Origin of the sequence: Xylanibacter ruminicola (genome assembly GCF_900142525.1) — a bacterium.
In the GTDB taxonomy this organism is placed as follows: domain Bacteria; phylum Bacteroidota; class Bacteroidia; order Bacteroidales; family Bacteroidaceae; genus Prevotella; species Prevotella ruminicola_A.
Genome location: NZ_FRBD01000024.1, coordinates 16,843 through 32,927, shown reverse-complemented (window position 1 = coordinate 32,927; position 16,085 = coordinate 16,843). Strand labels below are relative to the sequence as shown.

General features: G+C 50.4%; 12 protein-coding genes and 1 pseudogene. 9 read left to right on the top strand and 4 right to left on the bottom strand.

The features are described 5' to 3' along the window. The first annotated feature begins 4 nt into the window (after positions 1-4). The 3 genes from BUB86_RS14490 to BUB86_RS14480 are packed head-to-tail and all read left to right on the top strand — an operon-like array spanning position 5 to position 2,862. The gene (locus BUB86_RS14490) at positions 5-997 is read left to right on the top strand and encodes a D-alanine--D-alanine ligase (protein WP_073210786.1); all 993 of its coding nucleotides are present in this window, start codon (positions 5-7) and stop codon (positions 995-997) included. A 5-nt stretch (positions 998-1,002) separates the two neighbouring features. After that, complete coding sequence (locus BUB86_RS14485; RefSeq protein ID WP_073210837.1) at positions 1,003-2,157, top strand: acyltransferase; 1,155 nt, start codon at positions 1,003-1,005, stop codon at positions 2,155-2,157. A gap of 12 nt (positions 2,158-2,169) precedes the next feature. Further along, positions 2,170-2,862: a hypothetical protein gene (locus BUB86_RS14480; RefSeq protein WP_081373274.1), complete on the top strand. Its 693-nt coding sequence runs from the start codon at positions 2,170-2,172 to the stop codon at positions 2,860-2,862. On the opposite strand, the gene BUB86_RS14475 is transcribed toward BUB86_RS14480, so the two are convergent. Genes BUB86_RS14475 through BUB86_RS14465 form a run of 3 tightly spaced genes read right to left on the bottom strand, consistent with a single transcriptional unit; the run spans position 2,859 to position 8,597 of the window. After that, positions 2,859-5,120 carry an alpha-xylosidase gene (locus tag BUB86_RS14475; RefSeq protein WP_073210784.1) on the bottom strand — a complete coding sequence of 754 codons (2,262 nt, stop codon included), beginning with the start codon at positions 5,118-5,120 and terminating at the stop codon, positions 2,859-2,861. The genes BUB86_RS14480 and BUB86_RS14475 overlap by 4 nt on opposite strands. Before the next feature lie 48 nt (positions 5,121-5,168). Further along, positions 5,169-7,526: a glycoside hydrolase family 9 protein gene (locus tag BUB86_RS14470; protein WP_073210782.1), complete on the bottom strand. Its 2,358-nt coding sequence runs from the start codon at positions 7,524-7,526 to the stop codon at positions 5,169-5,171. 42 nt (positions 7,527-7,568) lie between these two features. Further along, on the bottom strand, positions 7,569-8,597 hold the full coding sequence (locus BUB86_RS14465; RefSeq protein ID WP_073210781.1) for a threonine aldolase family protein: 1,029 nt from the start codon (positions 8,595-8,597) through the stop codon (positions 7,569-7,571). Positions 8,598-8,723: 126 nt separating this feature from the next. Between BUB86_RS14465 and BUB86_RS14460 the strand changes: the two genes are divergently transcribed. Both BUB86_RS14460 and axeA1 read left to right on the top strand, forming a co-directional pair. Next, complete coding sequence (locus BUB86_RS14460) at positions 8,724-9,689, top strand: DUF3089 domain-containing protein (RefSeq protein WP_073210779.1); 966 nt, start codon at positions 8,724-8,726, stop codon at positions 9,687-9,689. A 14-nt stretch (positions 9,690-9,703) separates the two neighbouring features. Next, on the top strand, positions 9,704-11,149 hold the full coding sequence (gene axeA1 / locus BUB86_RS14455) for an acetylxylan esterase AxeA1 (RefSeq protein WP_073210778.1): 1,446 nt from the start codon (positions 9,704-9,706) through the stop codon (positions 11,147-11,149). Positions 11,150-11,151: 2 nt separating this feature from the next. On the opposite strand, the gene BUB86_RS14450 is transcribed toward axeA1, so the two are convergent. Next, positions 11,152-12,333 (bottom strand): helix-turn-helix domain-containing protein, encoded by a 1,182-nt coding sequence (locus tag BUB86_RS14450; RefSeq protein ID WP_073210776.1) that lies wholly within the window; start codon positions 12,331-12,333, stop codon positions 11,152-11,154. Between the two features lie 280 nt (positions 12,334-12,613). On the opposite strand from BUB86_RS14450, the gene BUB86_RS14440 reads away from it, so the two are divergent. The 4 genes and pseudogenes from BUB86_RS14440 to BUB86_RS14425 all read left to right on the top strand — a co-directional run bounded on the left by BUB86_RS14440 (position 12,614) and on the right by BUB86_RS14425 (position 16,052). After that, entirely contained in the window at positions 12,614-13,324 is a 711-nt protein-coding gene (locus tag BUB86_RS14440; protein ID WP_073210772.1) for a hypothetical protein, read from the top strand. Between the two features lie 14 nt (positions 13,325-13,338). Next, positions 13,339-13,902 carry a hypothetical protein gene (locus BUB86_RS14435; protein WP_073210770.1) on the top strand — a complete coding sequence of 188 codons (564 nt, stop codon included), beginning with the start codon at positions 13,339-13,341 and terminating at the stop codon, positions 13,900-13,902. A gap of 59 nt (positions 13,903-13,961) precedes the next feature. Further along, a pseudogene (locus BUB86_RS18070) lies at positions 13,962-14,618 on the top strand (alkaline phosphatase family protein); the annotation flags it as partial. A 216-nt stretch (positions 14,619-14,834) separates the two neighbouring features. Further along, positions 14,835-16,052 carry a DUF4421 family protein gene (locus BUB86_RS14425; RefSeq protein ID WP_081373272.1) on the top strand — a complete coding sequence of 406 codons (1,218 nt, stop codon included), beginning with the start codon at positions 14,835-14,837 and terminating at the stop codon, positions 16,050-16,052. Positions 16,053-16,085: the final 33 nt, after the last annotated feature.

Sequence of the window (16,085 nt, the reverse complement as noted above, 5' to 3'; positions counted from 1 at the left end):
CGCAATGAAAAATTTGAAGAGAACGATTGCCATCGTTTGTGGTGGTGACTCATCAGAACATGACGTTTCTCTGCGCTCGGCACAGGGACTTTACTCCTTCTTCGATAAGGAGCGTTATAATGTGTATATTGTTGACGTAAAGGGCCAGGACTGGCATGTTGAACTGCCCGATGGTACCACAGCCAAGATAGATCGTAACGACTTCTCGTTTATTGAGAACGGCGAGGCCAAGCTTTTCGACTATGCCTATATCACCATCCATGGCACACCTGGCGAGAATGGACTGCTTCAGGGCTATTTCGACCTGATTGGTCTGCCATATAGCACTAGTGGTGTGTTGGTAGAGGCCATGACTTTCGATAAGTTTGTGTTGAATCAGTATCTGCGTGGCTATGGAGTTTGCGTGGCCGACTCACTGCTGATTCGTAAAGGCTATGAGGAACTGGTGGGCGACGATGAGATCGAAGAGCGCATCGGTATGCCTTGTTTCGTAAAGCCTGCTGCCGACGGTTCGTCGTTCGGTGTGTCTAAGGTGAAGAACAAGGATCAGTTGGCACCTGCCATCCGTAAGGCTATGCTTGAGAGTCCTGAAATCATGGTCGAGAGCTTCCTTGAGGGAACCGAGATATCTATCGGTGTTTATAAGACCAAGGAGAAGGCTGTTGTGCTGCCTGCTACCGAGGTTGTAACCACCAACGAGTTCTTTGACTACGATGCTAAGTACAACGGTCAGGTTCAGGAGATTACGCCTGCTCGTTTGTCGGAGGATATTACCGAGCGTGTTCGTCAGATCACCTCTCATATCTACGACATCCTGCACTGCAATGGCATCATCCGTATCGACTACATTATCTCTAAGGAGGGTAAGATTTCGATGCTTGAAGTGAATACCACACCCGGAATGACAGCTACCAGTTTCATTCCTCAGCAGGTTAAGGCTGCAGGCCTCTCAATGACAGATGTATTGACTGAGATTGTTGAGAACCAATTCAATTGATAATGATGACTACCAAGAGAGCAGAGTTCGATGCGATTAGGCCTTATGAGGCAGGGGAGATGAAGCAGGCGTTCGAAGAACAGCTTGCCGATCGCCAGTTCCAGTTGGTGCTGAAGGGCTTTGCCCCTTGGCTGCCTAAGTCATTGCGGAATGGATTGCTACGGCTGGCATTTACGGGCGTAAAGACACCGCTCGATTTCCAGAAGCGTTTCATGAAGCCTGTGGTTAAGTACATCATGCGCAAGCATACCGATGGCTGTAAAATCGTCGACTCTTTAATCGCATCATACGACAAGAGCGAGCGTTATACCTTTGTGAGCAATCATCGTGATATCGTACTCGATTCTGCATTTCTTGATGTGTTGCTCATCGATGCCGGCTATCCCACCACTGTTGAGATTGGCATTGGCGATAACCTGCTCATCTATCCTTGGATCAAGCGCTTGGTTCGCATGAACAAGGCCTTCACCGTGCGTCGTGGTCTATCGCTCCGCGAAACGTTGGCTGCATCGCAGCTCATGAGTCGCTATATCCACTATGCTGTTACTCAGAAAAGGGAAAACCTCTGGATTGCCCAGCGCGAGGGTAGAGCCAAGGATTCTAGCGATCATACGCAGGATGCCGTACTTAAGATGCTGGCCATGGGCGGCGATCTTAAGGAACTGAACATTGTGCCGCTCACTATCAGCTACGAATTTGATCCTTGCGACTATCTCAAGGCGCAGGAGTTTCAGCAGAAGCGCGATAACCCTGCATTCAAGAAGTCGCGTCAGGATGATCTGGATAATATGAAGACCGGTATCTTCGGTTATAAGGGTAGGGTGGTCTATCGTCCTGCAGCTCCCATCAACACCTGGATTGACGAACTCTCTGATCTGCCTAAGACGGAATGGTTCAAGGCACTAGCTGAGCGTATGGACCGCGAGATACATAGTGGTTACGAACTCTATCCATGCAACTATATTGCTCTTGATGAGTTGAATGGCGATAATGCCAATGCGGCTCATTACACCGATGCCGATAAGAAACGCTTCGAACAGTATCTGGCCGGTCAGATGGCAAAGATCCAACTCCCCAATAAGGACGAGGCTTTTCTGCGTGAGCGTATGTTGACCATGTATGCCAACCCGGTAAGAAACAAGTTGAAAGTGAGAAAGTGAAAAGGTGAGGCTATGAGAAAGCAGGATGCATATAAGAAGAGATGTTGGTGGCAGATGATTCTGTTGGCCCTCTCCCTTCTTCTCTACTCTTGCACTCGTGATGCCTATGAGAAGGGCGAAGGCAAGTATTCTCTGATGCGGGCTGATTTTGCTGAAGCCTTTGTGAATAGCAATAAGCAGGTAACAAGTATTGTTACCGACGATGGCGACGAACTTGCCCTTACTACACCATATAAGGCAAAATGGGTTTCTAAGGCTGACACCACTTATCGTTGTTACCTATATTATAATAAGGTGGAAGGCAAGGCCGAGGTTTTGTCGATGGCTAAGGTTACATGTCCTACCATCTTGTTGCCTGCCGGTTTAAGCAAGGGCCTGATTACCGATCCTGTTAAGTTCGAGAGCATGTGGTTGAGCAAAACGGGTAAATATCTCAACCTTAGTCTCTATGTAAAAACAGGTGAAGCCGACGATAGCTCTGCTACTCAGAAATTGGATATCATTCAAGATAAGCTGATTGTTCATCCTGATAACAAATGTATTCGTCATCTTATCTTGTTTCACGATCAGAGTAATATTCCAGAATATTATTCTCGTCAGGTCTATATCAGCGTCCCTACGAATAAAATTGATGCCGATTCGGTTGGAATCAGCATCAATACATACGACAATGGCGAGATTATCGTAAAACGCCGTTGCCGTTAATTTGCTTTATATTCTTTGTTTTCTACAGCGTTCCAGTCTATTTGGTCTGTGCGCTGAGCTAATGGTGCATGAGGTATCACGCTTCCGTCCTTAACCAGGATGATAGCAGGTATCTTACCTGCCTCTATAGTCTGGTAGCCGCCCTCGTAAACCTTACCGTTCTGGTAGTCAATCCATTTACCCTTGGGCAGGTATACGCTACGACTGTTGCCACTCTCCAACAGCGGTGCCACCAGTATCTTCGAGCCGAACATATATTCATCCTCTACATACCATGCACCTTGGTCGTGTGGGAACTCTACCAGTAATGCGCGCACCATGGGCAGTCCCAACTTTGAGCACTCCTTGGCCTGCTCCCAGATGTATGGCATCAGCTTGTATTTCATCTCGGCGCACTCGCGGAAGGCATCGGTAAACGATTCTGATATCAGCCATGGCTCTGTAGGAGGCGCGCCGTGGGCGCGGGTATGGCTGCTCAGGAATCCGAATGGCAGCCAGCGGCGATAGATATCCTCGGGCGAGGCTGTTACGAATCCACCCATGTCATGACTCCAGAACGAAAATCCGCTCAGTCCGAAACTCAGTCCGCCTCTCAAGTCGCCCAGCATACCAGTGTTGGTGGTGGCGGCATCGCCTCCCCAGTGCAGGGCATAACGCTGACTGCCAGCCCATGCTGAGCGAGCCCAGATGATGCCTTCGCCGGGATGGTTGCGCTCTACGACCTCCCATAGCGCCTTGTTGTAGCGCAGTGGATACAGGTTGTGCTCGTACAGTCCGCCTTTGCCGCTATGATAGAAACCATTGTATGGTGCAGCCTCACCAAAGTCGCACTTGATGGTCGACACGCCTTGTTTCATCAGTCCCTCTATCTTCTGCTGATACCAGTTAACTGTCTCCGGGTTCGAGAAGTCGAGTATCGCATCTTCCACAGGCATACCGCCAGCAGCGTTCTTTACGTGCAGACCTTTGTCAATGATCTCGTTGAAGAAGCGGTTCTTCGGTGTAAAGTATGGTAGCTGCCACAGACAGGTGTGGAAGCCGTCTTTGGCCAACTGCTTCAGCATCTTCACAGGATTTTCAAAACGGTCCTTCGCAAACTGGTAGTCGCATTGCCAGTCAACACCAAACCATCCCGTGTCAAAGTGTATCACGTCGGCGGGTATGCGGTTGGCTCTCAGCTGTTGGGCTATCTCCAGCCCTTCCTTCTGCGAGAAGTAGGTGATGCGGCTCATCCATGTGCCGAAACTCCATAATGGGGGCAGGGGCGACTTGCCGGTAATCTCGGTATATTCGTATAGTATGTCTTTCGGTTCTCCGAAGAACACAAAGAAGTCCATCAGCTCGTCGGCCATGAACAAACGGTCGGCACCGATGTACGATGCACCGAAGTCGCAGGTCACGGGTGCCGATGTGTGCATAAAGATGCCGTAGCCGCGATTCGAAAAGAAGAATGGCACAGGCTTATACTGTCCGTCGGTTTCCGGCCCTTGTGGATCGGTCACGCTTAAATGAACTTTCTGTCCTACCTTATTAAGAGATGTGAACGATTCGCCGCAACCATAGATGCGTTCGCCTGGTGCCAGTGTCAGCACGGGGTTGATACTGCGCGAGTTGTCTGATCCGCGCTTGATAAACGAGAATGGCTGCAACTTCACTTGGCTCGAGTCATTGTCGATAATATGGCGCGTCTGTGTCAGCACCTTGCCTTTGGCATTCTTAATCACAATGCGCCAAGGATATTTTTTGATTTCAATGCAGCCAAAGTCAGAGGTGTATTTGATGGCGTCGCCGCTTTGTGTGGTGCGCCACATCTGTCCATTTCCTTTTGTTTTAAACCCATCACATAACATGACATCCTCCTGGTCCGAATTCTTCGGCTCTACCGGTGTTGTCAGCATTCTTATTCTTGCAGTTCTTGGCGTAATGAACTCAATCTTAATCTTCAGATTAGGGTCGTTATCATAGGCTGCATCAGGAAAATCCAGCTGTTTCATCCTTACGGGCCAGTAGCCATTCAGGTTAAACGCCTGTCGTGGCGACATTCTGTAGCGTTTCCATTGTACCAGTCCTTCGCCCTTGGCGGCATCAAAACTCACTAGCGAGTCGGCAAAAAAGTAGGTGTTCGACAAGTCGTAGAAGTCTGTCGACATGTCTTTTTGCATACACTGCAGGTATTGTATCCCTGCGTTGGTTTGGATTTGTGCTGCGGCGAACCCCGTCCACAAGGCAGCACACACGATTGATATGATACGTTTCATAATATTAAGATATGTTCTAGATTGATAATTTACGGTGGGGGCATTATGTTATCTGATGGCATAGAGGTAGGCCAGGAGGGCCATCTTGCCTCGCATGGTTTCACGGGGTGTGAACTCGCCGTTAACCCAGAAGTAGCGCTGGTTGAAGTACGACTCCTGTCGGGGCCAGCCGCCGTTGTTCCAGTCGGGATAGCAGTAGGCCAGGATGATGCGGGCATCACCGCCGTTATGACCTGGCGACCAGGTCTCGGTGCCGTTGAATGGGGTCTGACCTGGATGTGTGCCTGGCTCACCATCGTTACGGCCTGTTGAGTAGACATCAGTAATGTGGCGCTGGCCCAGACCAGTCATCTCAACAATGTTGCCGGGGTTGCGGCCCATGGCCCAACCGGCCTCGGTATACATGATGTGCTCCAACTGCTTGCGCTGTGCTTTATCGGCGATGTAGTGGGCCAGCATCACCAGTTGCAGGTTCTGCGAAGTCTGCCAGCGGGCATCGTTAGCAGCGCGGCGCGATGGGCGCTTATCCACATGACCGTAGTTGTATTCCTTAGCCTGTGCATTTATACATGCTTTTAGGTTTTGATAGAGCTCGTCGTAGTGGCGTGGCTGTGGACAGGTGAGGTAAGCGGCTGCTGCCCAATACTGGCAGAAAGGAACAAGCTGCTTGCCTTCTTCGTGCATCACGCCCACACCAAAGAATCCGTGGCGACCCTTGCTGAAGAGCTGCGACTTACTGTCCTTGATCATACTCTCCTCGGCAAATATCTTCTCCCATGCTTCATCGCCCGTAAGATTATAAAGGAAGGCGGCTGCCATCTGACGGAAGTCGCGGCCGCGCATCTGCATCGAGCCAACGTCCTGCAGGTCGTCAAGCTGCTGATTCTCCTGTTTTGAAGCAAAGCGGAAGGCCTTGATGGCCTCGTCGGTATAATACTGGCGCAATGAATCGTTCTTATTCAGGCGGAAGGTCTCGGCGATGATGGCGCAGTTAGCAGCATTGGCCCAGGCGGCCATGGTGGTGCAGCCTGCCTGGAACATCACGCTCCAGTCGGCACAAGGATTGGTAACACCTTGTGAGTAAGCCTCGCCATCGCGGATTGAGAGGAAGAAGTCTACCTCGTTGCGGGCCTCGTCGATGAGGTCGGGGATACCGTTGCCGCTCTCGCGGATACCCAGGCCATCGTCGTTCAGCTTACCACTAGTGAGGATATATGGCAGCAGCATATCGTAGATGTTGCTGACGTGAGCCAGATGGCGGTCCCAGTCGAAGGCATCGGAGTGGCCACCCTTCACCTCGGTGTTCACTGGGTTGCCAGGCAGACGGTGCTGCCAGAAGATGCTCTCCTTGAGCTGCTTGAAGTGGGGTTCGTCCCACACATCGGTATGCAGCTCGCGCCAGCCCTTGCTCCAAGGCTGGAAGTCGGTCTTATAAACGGTGAATCCCTTAGGATCAGTCTCGGGAATAAACTGAGGCTGACGGGGAATGGGGTTGACGTGTGCAGGGTCTATGGGCTCGCCCAAACGCATATAGTAGTAGCCACGAACCGAGTAGCGATAAGGCTCGTAGTAGATGTCGTTGCTAATTTGGAAGTCCATGCTGCAGCCCACATCCTCTACTACCAATCGGTAGCAGCCAGGTTTGGCTGCCTTGAAGTCGATGTTCCATACATCGGTGCCGATGAGGGCCTTGCCGCCGGCCTCCTCCTTAGATGCTGAGGCTGGCTGCCAGAACTTGATGGTACTTACCTTTTGCTTCTTCTTGGTGTTGACATTGTAGAGCCAAACGCCTTTGCCCTCGAGCGATTTGTAGTCGCGCTGACCACCATCGCCCAGCCACTGGTAAAGGTCGGCAGCGTGTACCGACTCGTAGGGCGAATAGCCGATGATGTTGACATGGACGGCCTCCGACTGCGCGTTCCAGATATCAAAGCGTACGGATGCCTCTGCGGTTTCGGTGCCGATGCCTGATGGGATAGACACTTTGTAGGTGCATCCCTGTTTCATAGACTTTGGCATCTGGATGAATAGCCAGTGATCGAGTTCGCTGGTCAGAGTGTTGTCGAAGTTCATAGGCTTCGACTTGCGCCATACGGCTAGGGGCTGGCTCTTGGTGAAGGTCTTGTCATCGGGCGAGCTTACCAGCCATAAGCCGGCTTTTTGAGCCTCGGCAGCCTTCAGACGCTCGCCGAATACCAGCAGGGTGTCGTCGCCCTCGGCAAACGAGTGACCCAGATAGGCGCTCTGGCCTTTACCGCTGTCGCGATAGTGCACCTCGCCGTCGCGGAAGTGCAGCATCAGATAGTCTTTGTCGATAACTTTAACTCCAAGGAGTTTGGTTGCTAAACAGTTGGCTGGCATGGCTAGTAGCATGGTCGCCAGTACTGCATAAATAGTTTTTTTCATTTTTGTTGTTTTATTGGTTGGTAATACATTGTTGAGTCTTGGTTAGCCCAGAATCTGTTCCAGCTCGTCGAGTTCCTCTTCGGTTGTGGCCCAGCTGGTAACGAAGCGGCAGATGGTGTGATACTTATCGGTCTGGCCGAAGTGGGTGAACAGCATCTTCTGGCTGAGCTTGTCTACCTCCTCGTTGTCGATGATGACAAACTGCTGGTTGGTAGGCGAGTCGACAAAGAACTCGAATCCTTTGCGGATGAATATCTGTTTCATGCGCATGGCCATCTTGATGGCATGCTCTGAGAGTTTGAAGTAAAGGTCGTCGGTAAACAGTGCATCGAACTGCAGTCCTATCAGCGCACCCTTGGCAATAACGGCACCGTGCTGCTTTTGGATCGAGAAGAAGTGCTTGTGAGCATTCTTGTGGGTAAACACCACGGCCTCGCCGCAGAGTGCACCAATCTTGGTGCCGCCGATGTAGAATACATCGCAGTGGCGGGCCAGATAGGGCAGGGTGATGTCGTTGCCCTCGGCCAACAGACCGTAGCCCAGACGGGCACCATCAATATAAAGCGGTATCTCGTAGTGCTGACACACCTGATAGATCTCGTCGAGTTCCTTGGCGGTGTAGAGTGTGCCGAACTCAGTGGGGAAGGTAATGTAAACCAGGCCCGGATGTACGGCGTGATCCTTGTTGCCATCGTGCATATAGTCGTCGAGATACTTGTCGAGTGTCTTGGCCTCCATCTTACCGTTGTTATCGGCGATGGTGATAATCTTATGCTCGGTGAACTCTACAGCACCTGCTTCATGCACGTTGATATGACCGCTACCCACGCAGATAACGCCCTCGTACTGATACAGCATCGAGTCGATGGTAGTGGCGTTGGTCTGTGTGCCGCCAGTCAGGAAGAATATTTGGGCATCGGGCAGGCCGCAGGCCACGCGGATGCGCTCTTTGGCACGTTCGCTAAACTCGTCGAAGCCATAAGGAGTTGGCTTGGCGTTGTTGTATTTCATCAGGTTCTCCAAAACTTTTGGATGAGCCCCGTTGTTGTAATCGCATTCAAATGAGATCATATTTCTTTTTCTTTTTGCGTGCAAAATTACGAAAAGTTGAGTGCAAAACAAAGAAACTTATTTCTTTTTTTGCAGACTTCGAATGAAATTTGTATTTTTGCACGCAAATTAGTCAATAAAAGATGTATGTATCGGCTTAAGACGGCTTTTGTGGTTCTTTTCGGGATATGCTTTTCGCTATTCATCATGTCGTGGAATAGTGATGGCAATCTTGCAGTAGGTCCTGTTCCTACACCGCCTGATTATGCTGATTCTACGCAGTGGTTTATGGTCGACAGGCATGGGGAGGCCGACCTCTTCTATATCATCTCTACCGAGACCGGTGATCACATGATAGGTAATGATACGTCGCACTATGCCGATACCTATGATAATTATCTGCGAGGTAGAATGAAGCACGAGATGTATGCCGTTGACTCATTCTATTCGGGTCAATTGAATTACTATTCGCCTTATTACCGTCAGGCTTCTATGCAGTCATGGGCTACCGAGGAGATGGCTATGAGGCGTATTCCGCTGCCCATGAAGGACTGTGTGGACAGTTGGGATTACTATATCAAACATTTTAATCAGGGCCGTCCGTTTATACTGGCAGGTTTCAGTCAGGGAGCGTATGCCGTAACCGAAATCATGAAACGTATGCCCGACAGCATCGCCGAAAGGATGGTGGCTGCCTATTTCATAGGCTATAAGATTACCGCCAAGGATACAGCGGCGTGTAAGCTTCTGCGCTCGGCTTGTGGTGCTGTTGATACGGGCGTGTCTATTTGCTTTAACTCGGTAAAGACGCCTAAGAGCGAGATACCGATTGTGAGTGGTGGAAACATATTTTGTATCAACCCTATCAACTGGCGTACCGACACGACGAGTGCCAGGTTCGTGTTTCATGATAAAGAGCATAACGACACACTGACGGCCCGACTGGATCCGGAGAGTCGCCTGTTGCTGATAGGAGATTACAAGAACGATAAACCGATGCCTGTTATCGGGGTGCCGGGAAACTATCATCATATGGAACTCAAGTTCTATTATCCCTACATCCGACAGAACATGGCCGACCGTGTGGCAGCATATTTTAAAGATAAAAACTAGCATATTAAAAAACTATGAACAGAAAACTATTCATTACAGGAATGATGATGCTTGCTATGACGATGCAAGCACAGACAGCAAGAAAGTTTACGCTGAACCTGACCGACGACGGTAAGGCTCAGATGGTGTGTTTCCTACCTGAGAATCCCTCGGGCAGAGCTATTGTTGGTGTACCTGGTGGCGGCTATTCGATGCTCTCAAATACGCACGAGGGTTATCTGGCATCCGACTGGATGAACAAGCAGGGTATTGCCTATTTCGTGGTTAACTACCGATTGCCTAACGGCAACCGTACCATTCCCGTAGGCGATGTAGAGCAGGGATTCCGCACGGTGCGCGACTCGGCTCAGGCTTGGCATATCAATCCTAACGATGTGGGTATCATGGGATTCTCGGCTGGCGGACATCTCTCGTCGGTCATCTCGACACTCTCGCCCTACGAGGTGCGTCCTAACTTCTCTATCCTGTTCTATCCCGTCATCTCGATGGACGAGCGGGTATCGCACAAGTGGTCGTGCATCAACTTCCTGGGCGAAGAAGGACATAAGGATCCCAAGCTTGTAAACATGTATTCTACTCAGAATGCCGTGCGCAGTCACCTCACGCCGCCTGCCTGTATCATCAGTGCCAGCGACGACCGCTTGGTGCCTGTAGTTACCAATGGTGTGCAGTACTTCTCGGCCATGCGTAATGCCGGCAACGAGTGTGCCATGTATATCTATCCATCGGGCGACCACGGATTCGGATTCGGTCCTTGGTTCAAGTATCACGACCAGATGCTGAACGACCTGGGTAGCTGGCTCAAGTCTATCAAAGCTCCCAAGCAGGATGCTGTTCGCGTGGCTTGTATCGGCAACAGCATTACCGATGGCTACGGCATTGACATGCGCGCCAAGTATGGCTATCCCGCTCAGTTGCAGGGCCTTCTGGGCGATGGCTATTGGGTGAAGAACTTCGGTGTGAGCGCTCGTACCATGTTGAACAAGGGCGACTTCCCTTATATGAACGAGCAGGCTTGGCGCGATGCGTTGGCATTCAAACCCGATGTAGTGATTATCAAGTTGGGTACCAACGACTCTAAGCCCGAGAACTGGCAGTATGGTGCCGACTTCAAGAAGGACCTGCAGCAGATGATTACCACCCTGCGCCCAGACCTGGCTCAGCCCGCTGGCAAGAAGAAAGGTAAGAAGGCCAAGGCAGTGAAGGTTGCAGGCCCAAAGATTTATCTCTGCACACCAATCCCGGCATTCAAACCTAGTTGGAATATCAACGACAAGGTGATTACCGATGAGATCATCCCCATCCAACAAGAAGTAGCCAAGCAGTACGGCCTGCAGGTGATCGACCTGCACACCCTGCTGGCCAACGATGCCGACAAGGTGGTAGACGATGGCATCCACCCCAACGGAGAGGGTGCTAAGAAAATGGCCGATATCATCGCCAAGGCCATTACGGAATAAGTCTAATCAGATATTTCGCGCATCCATGCTGTTACGCTTTGGCCTGTGCGCTGTTTGAAGGCTAGGCTGAAGGTGCTATAACTTCGGTAACCGCTCTCGTTGGCCAGCTCCTGGGCAACGATGGGCTGGTTAGCCTTCGAAAGCTCGTTATAGCGGCTGATGAAGTAGTTGATGCGCAGATTATTAATATAGGTATTATATGTGATGCTCTGACGCGAGAAATACTGGCTGAGATAGAAACGGTTGATACCAATATTCTGGGCTAGCTGCTGCAGCGTAAGGTCGTGGCGCAGAAAGAGTTTTGTGTCAACACAATGCTCGGCTAGTAGTTGCTCAATCTGGGCGAGGTCGAGAGTATTTTTTAGAGGTGAGAGATTACTTTCAGTCGTTGGAGTTGGAGGCTCCGGTACCTCTGTCACCGGCTCCTCGTGGGGTTGTGTTGGCAGCTCTACCGGAGCTTGCTCGATAATCTCTTCTTCGGTTGTATTATCTGCCAACTGCGGCAGAGTCTCTACTCGCCATAGGAGGAGGGTAAAGAGTACGAGTTCTAAGAGATGCAGGACGTAAAGCAGGATGTTGGCGGTGTCGACGAGTGAATAGAGGATAAATAGCAACAGGCAGACGAGCGACACTACTTGGCTGAGCCATACCTTTTTATTCTCAAGGTCGGCATAGTTGTCGTTCAGCCACCGCCCGTATCTCCTCACGGCAAACACCATATACACGGAGAAGAGCACATAAATCGTAAGAATATATGCGGTGGCGATGTTCATGAAGTATTGATTGGGATAGATTAACTGCAATCCCCCAAGCGCCAAAAGTGGTACCAAAGCCACAAAAGCCGGCCAGACGGGCCGACGGCGGTCTTGCAGCATGGCCAGCAGCGTGCCAGCCAACGTAATGAGCAACCCCACACAATCGAGCACGGTCACTAGCACATAACTGGCAGAATTGATCTCGCCAGAAAAAACGAAGAACAGATACCACCACACATGTCCCAGTGCTGCTACGGCAAAGAACGACGCAGCCCAACGTCGCAGTCTCATAGGTGGCTCAACGCCCGGCGCAAAGGCATTGCCACGTCGCAACAACAGGTATAGAGCTGCCATAAACGGAATTGCTGCCGTTATACCATAGATGATAAAAAACAGTATCATCTCGTCTGATATGTGCTCGATAGACATGGGCGTAATATCTTAGTTTATGGCGACAAAGATACAATAATTTTCGAATTTACCGCATCATTTGCCTAAAAAAATAAATAATTAACCTCGACGAAAATCCTGACTGACTTTCAAAATATGCAATCCGACTTTCAAAATATGCAATTTTTGAAGGCCGACTTTCAAAATATGCAATAATTGTTTCAAAATCTGCAAAATCTTTCTTTGCAGGCATTTAGGGTATTGCAAAATCTGAAATATTTTCTTATATTTGTCACGGAAATAACTAAAACCTTTTGACATGTACGAATACCAGGGACTACAGGATGTGCTATTCATCATGCTTTATGGCATGGCAGGGTTCTTTGCTCTGCTGGCATGCCTGTACCTGATATTCAGACGCGGCAATGCTTTCGTTGGCGAGGAGATCACGTCGAGTCGCAGGCTGCGCTGCTGGACGGCAGCGCTGATGGCAGCGATGGCAGCCAGCCACGTGTGGTGGTATGTGCTGGGCATCTGTTGGCTGACTGACGACCGCTTGGCGCGTAACATCACCGCCATCATGCTCGACCACGTCACGCTGGTGCCGCTGGTGATGGCCGTGCTGCTGGCCATGTTGCAAGATCGTCGACGCTCGCTCTGGCCCTGGCTGCTGGCTCAGGTACCCGAGGTGTTGGCTGCTGCGGTGGGCATAGTCGGTCGCAGCGAGTTCTGGGGCTATGAGCTGACGCACTACTGGCAGATGGCCGTCATCGCCGTCTTTGTGGTCTATTACATCTTCGCACTGCGGAAGTATGGGCGCTGGCTGCTCGACAATTATGCCGACCTGGAGCGCAAAGAGCTTTGGCAGAGCATGGTGTTCGTCATCGCTCTGTTGGCGGTCTATGTGGCTTATACTTCGAACGCCGGCGAGCTGATGCGCGAGTATCTGTCGCAGATCATCACCATCGTCATCATCGCCTTCCTGCTATGGCGCGTGGAGACATTACAGGAACTGGAAAACGAACTATAAATATAATAAGGTATATGCAAACAAGATTCAAGAAAGGTGCTAAGATATTCGACATTGTGGTTACCGCTGTGGGTGGCACACTGTCGGTTGGCGTCATGCTTTACGCCGTTATGCACTTCGGATTGGCCAATACCTGGCCCGAACTGGTGCTCAATATGTTCTACATTGCCAGCCTGGTCATGATATGGATGTATTTCTTCAACCATCTCGACACCTTTAGTTTCAACTACTGGTGTTCCATCTCGGTGGGCATCACGGTACTGCTGCGTGACATTCTCTTCGCGCCGCCGCTGGCCTATCGCTCGCTCCATCTGGTGTGCCTCACACTGTCGGTACTGCTGCTCTGCATGCTCACCTATTTCTATGCGCGCAAAAACTGGAAAAGCTATACCAAGCGCAACCTGTGGGCCATCTGCGTCATCGATATGATCATTGCCGCACTCTATAATCTGGACATCTATCTGGAGCCATCCAACGAATATACCGAATATTTGCTGGTGGAAATATGGATCCGCCCCACCATCACCTACGGACTGGTGGCCTGCTTCGTAACCGAGGCCGAAAAGGGGAGCATGTAGTTCGTATTAAACTAACCGAAACATAGATAACATTACTATTAACTTAAAACAATTTGATAATGGTTAGAATGATGCATTGGATGAAAGCTGCCATCTTTGTTTGCGGCATGATGATGTTCACAGCTTGTACGACGAACATCGATAACCCGGGGACGAAGGCCGACGGCCACGCCAAGAAGGCACTGCTGATAATTCTGGACGGCTGGGGCATCGGCGACAAGGGCCGGGGGGACGTGATTGCACAGACAGCCACACCTTACATGGACTACCTGAAGGCCACCTACGACCTAAAGCCCGAGATGTCGGCCATCGAGGTGAAGGATAGATTGGTGGGGGCTCTCAAGACCGACAAGTACGACTGGATTGTAGTAAATTTCGCCAACGCCGACATGGTGGGTCACACAGGCGTCTATACCGCCATCGGAAAGGCCGTGACGGTGATTGACCAGTGCCTGAACGAGGTCGTGGAGACGGCCAAGACAATGGGCTACGACGTCATTATCACCGCCGACCACGGCAATGCCGACCATGCCATCAATGACGACGGCACACCCAACACGGCACACTCTACGAACCCTGTCCCCTTCATCTACGTGACGGCGAACAAGAACGCGACGGTGCGCAGCGGCATCCTGGCCGATGTGGCCCCTTCCGTGCTCCACATCATGGGCCTGCAACAGCCCAAGGAAATGACCGGCCAGTGTCTCATCAGCGATAACCCCTCAATCCCCAGCCAACAGGAGATAGAAGAGAGCCTTGTAGGTCTGTGGTACGAGGAGTTTGCGTATGAAGATGAGTACAGCTCCGAACTGATCAAAGAACTCGGCGCCACCAACCATGAGACGGCAGCCCTTAGCTTCTTCCTGAATATTATCGAGTGGATATCCGCAAACTATAAATAGTAACTTAAAACAATCTTGCAGTCATTGAATATGAAGATACGGTATGATATAATTTTGTTATTAGCCTGTTCTGTCTCACTTAGCGCGCTTGCGCAAGAGAAAAGAAGTTTCTGGGATCATGGACTCGGCAAGTTCCTGAAATCTACCGACGCCATGCTTGATCGTATGCAGGAAGAAGGCGTCGACACTAACTACATACGCAAACCCAAGCTGAGTAGAATGGTTTATCTGGGATATTATGGCTATTTTCAGCAGCACGACATGACGTTCCCCGTGTTGGTCGACAATAACGACATACCTTTCACAGAGTACATGCCACCGAACTTTTCGGAAAAGAAATACATGAAGGCCGATATGCACACCTACCAGAATGAGTTAGAACTGGGCATAGATTGGCGCGGCATATCTATAGAACTGCCCATCCCCATACGCAACCGCTACAGCATGTCGTTCGGACTGGCGAAGAACGGCTCTGTTTGGGGCGCTCGCATACGATACAAGTCGCTAAGGAACATGGAGGGTATTCTTGACGATGCGTATAATCAGGCCACGCAACAATGGGTTGACAATTTTGCGAACGAAACCCACGACCCTGCCATCACCTCCGAAAGCACCATCCCTGCAGGTCAGATAGACCTTAAGATTTTCTATATTGAGGGGTACTACGTGTTCAACAACAAGAGATTCAGCCTAGCAGCCGGTGCTTACGGCGACATGGTGCAGAAACGCAGTGCAGGCAGCGTGTTTGTAATGGGTAATTACTACCAGAGTAGGTTCGGAGCCAATGATCTTTTCAACTACGACCGCGACATATTCTTCAACAAGAAATTTTCTTTAGGCGCGGGATATGGATATAACTGGGCTATCAACGGCGGAAAATTGTGTGTACACATGTCGGTAATACCGATGATTTCCATTTGGAACAATCTGTATCACCATGGCGAGGACTTCAGTTCACCATACGAATACGCCGGCACATCGACCGACCCAACCGAAAGAGCCAATCAGATAGAGGCAGAGCGACAGCTTTGGAGCAACTACGACGCTCACTACTACGACGCGGTGGATAACGGTCGCAGCCGTTTTATGTTCAACTGCTTCGGGCGAGTAGCTGTGAGCTATAGCTTTGGCCGTTATCTGCTGAATTTCCTTGCGAATTATCGCCAGTATCTGTACCGAAACAATGCCGATACCAAGATAAACAACCGCGAGGCCGACGTGCAGATTAACTTCGGAATGAGATTCTAAGTTGTGGCTTGACTTGCAAAATATTAAAACCGA

Coding starts and splice junctions, on each gene's coding strand:
- BUB86_RS14490 (WP_073210786.1), top strand. CDS start 5: ATGAAAAATTTGAAGAGAACGATTGCCATCGTTTGTGGTGGTGACTCA.
- BUB86_RS14485 (WP_073210837.1), top strand. CDS start 1,003: ATGACTACCAAGAGAGCAGAGTTCGATGCGATTAGGCCTTATGAGGCA.
- BUB86_RS14480 (WP_081373274.1), top strand. CDS start 2,170: ATGAGAAAGCAGGATGCATATAAGAAGAGATGTTGGTGGCAGATGATT.
- BUB86_RS14475 (WP_073210784.1), bottom strand. CDS start 5,120: ATGAAACGTATCATATCAATCGTGTGTGCTGCCTTGTGGACGGGGTTC.
- BUB86_RS14470 (WP_073210782.1), bottom strand. CDS start 7,526: ATGAAAAAAACTATTTATGCAGTACTGGCGACCATGCTACTAGCCATG.
- BUB86_RS14465 (WP_073210781.1), bottom strand. CDS start 8,597: ATGATCTCATTTGAATGCGATTACAACAACGGGGCTCATCCAAAAGTT.
- BUB86_RS14460 (WP_073210779.1), top strand. CDS start 8,724: ATGTATCGGCTTAAGACGGCTTTTGTGGTTCTTTTCGGGATATGCTTT.
- axeA1 (WP_073210778.1), top strand. CDS start 9,704: ATGAACAGAAAACTATTCATTACAGGAATGATGATGCTTGCTATGACG.
- BUB86_RS14450 (WP_073210776.1), bottom strand. CDS start 12,333: ATGTCTATCGAGCACATATCAGACGAGATGATACTGTTTTTTATCATC.
- BUB86_RS14440 (WP_073210772.1), top strand. CDS start 12,614: ATGTACGAATACCAGGGACTACAGGATGTGCTATTCATCATGCTTTAT.
- BUB86_RS14435 (WP_073210770.1), top strand. CDS start 13,339: ATGCAAACAAGATTCAAGAAAGGTGCTAAGATATTCGACATTGTGGTT.
- BUB86_RS14425 (WP_081373272.1), top strand. CDS start 14,835: ATGAAGATACGGTATGATATAATTTTGTTATTAGCCTGTTCTGTCTCA.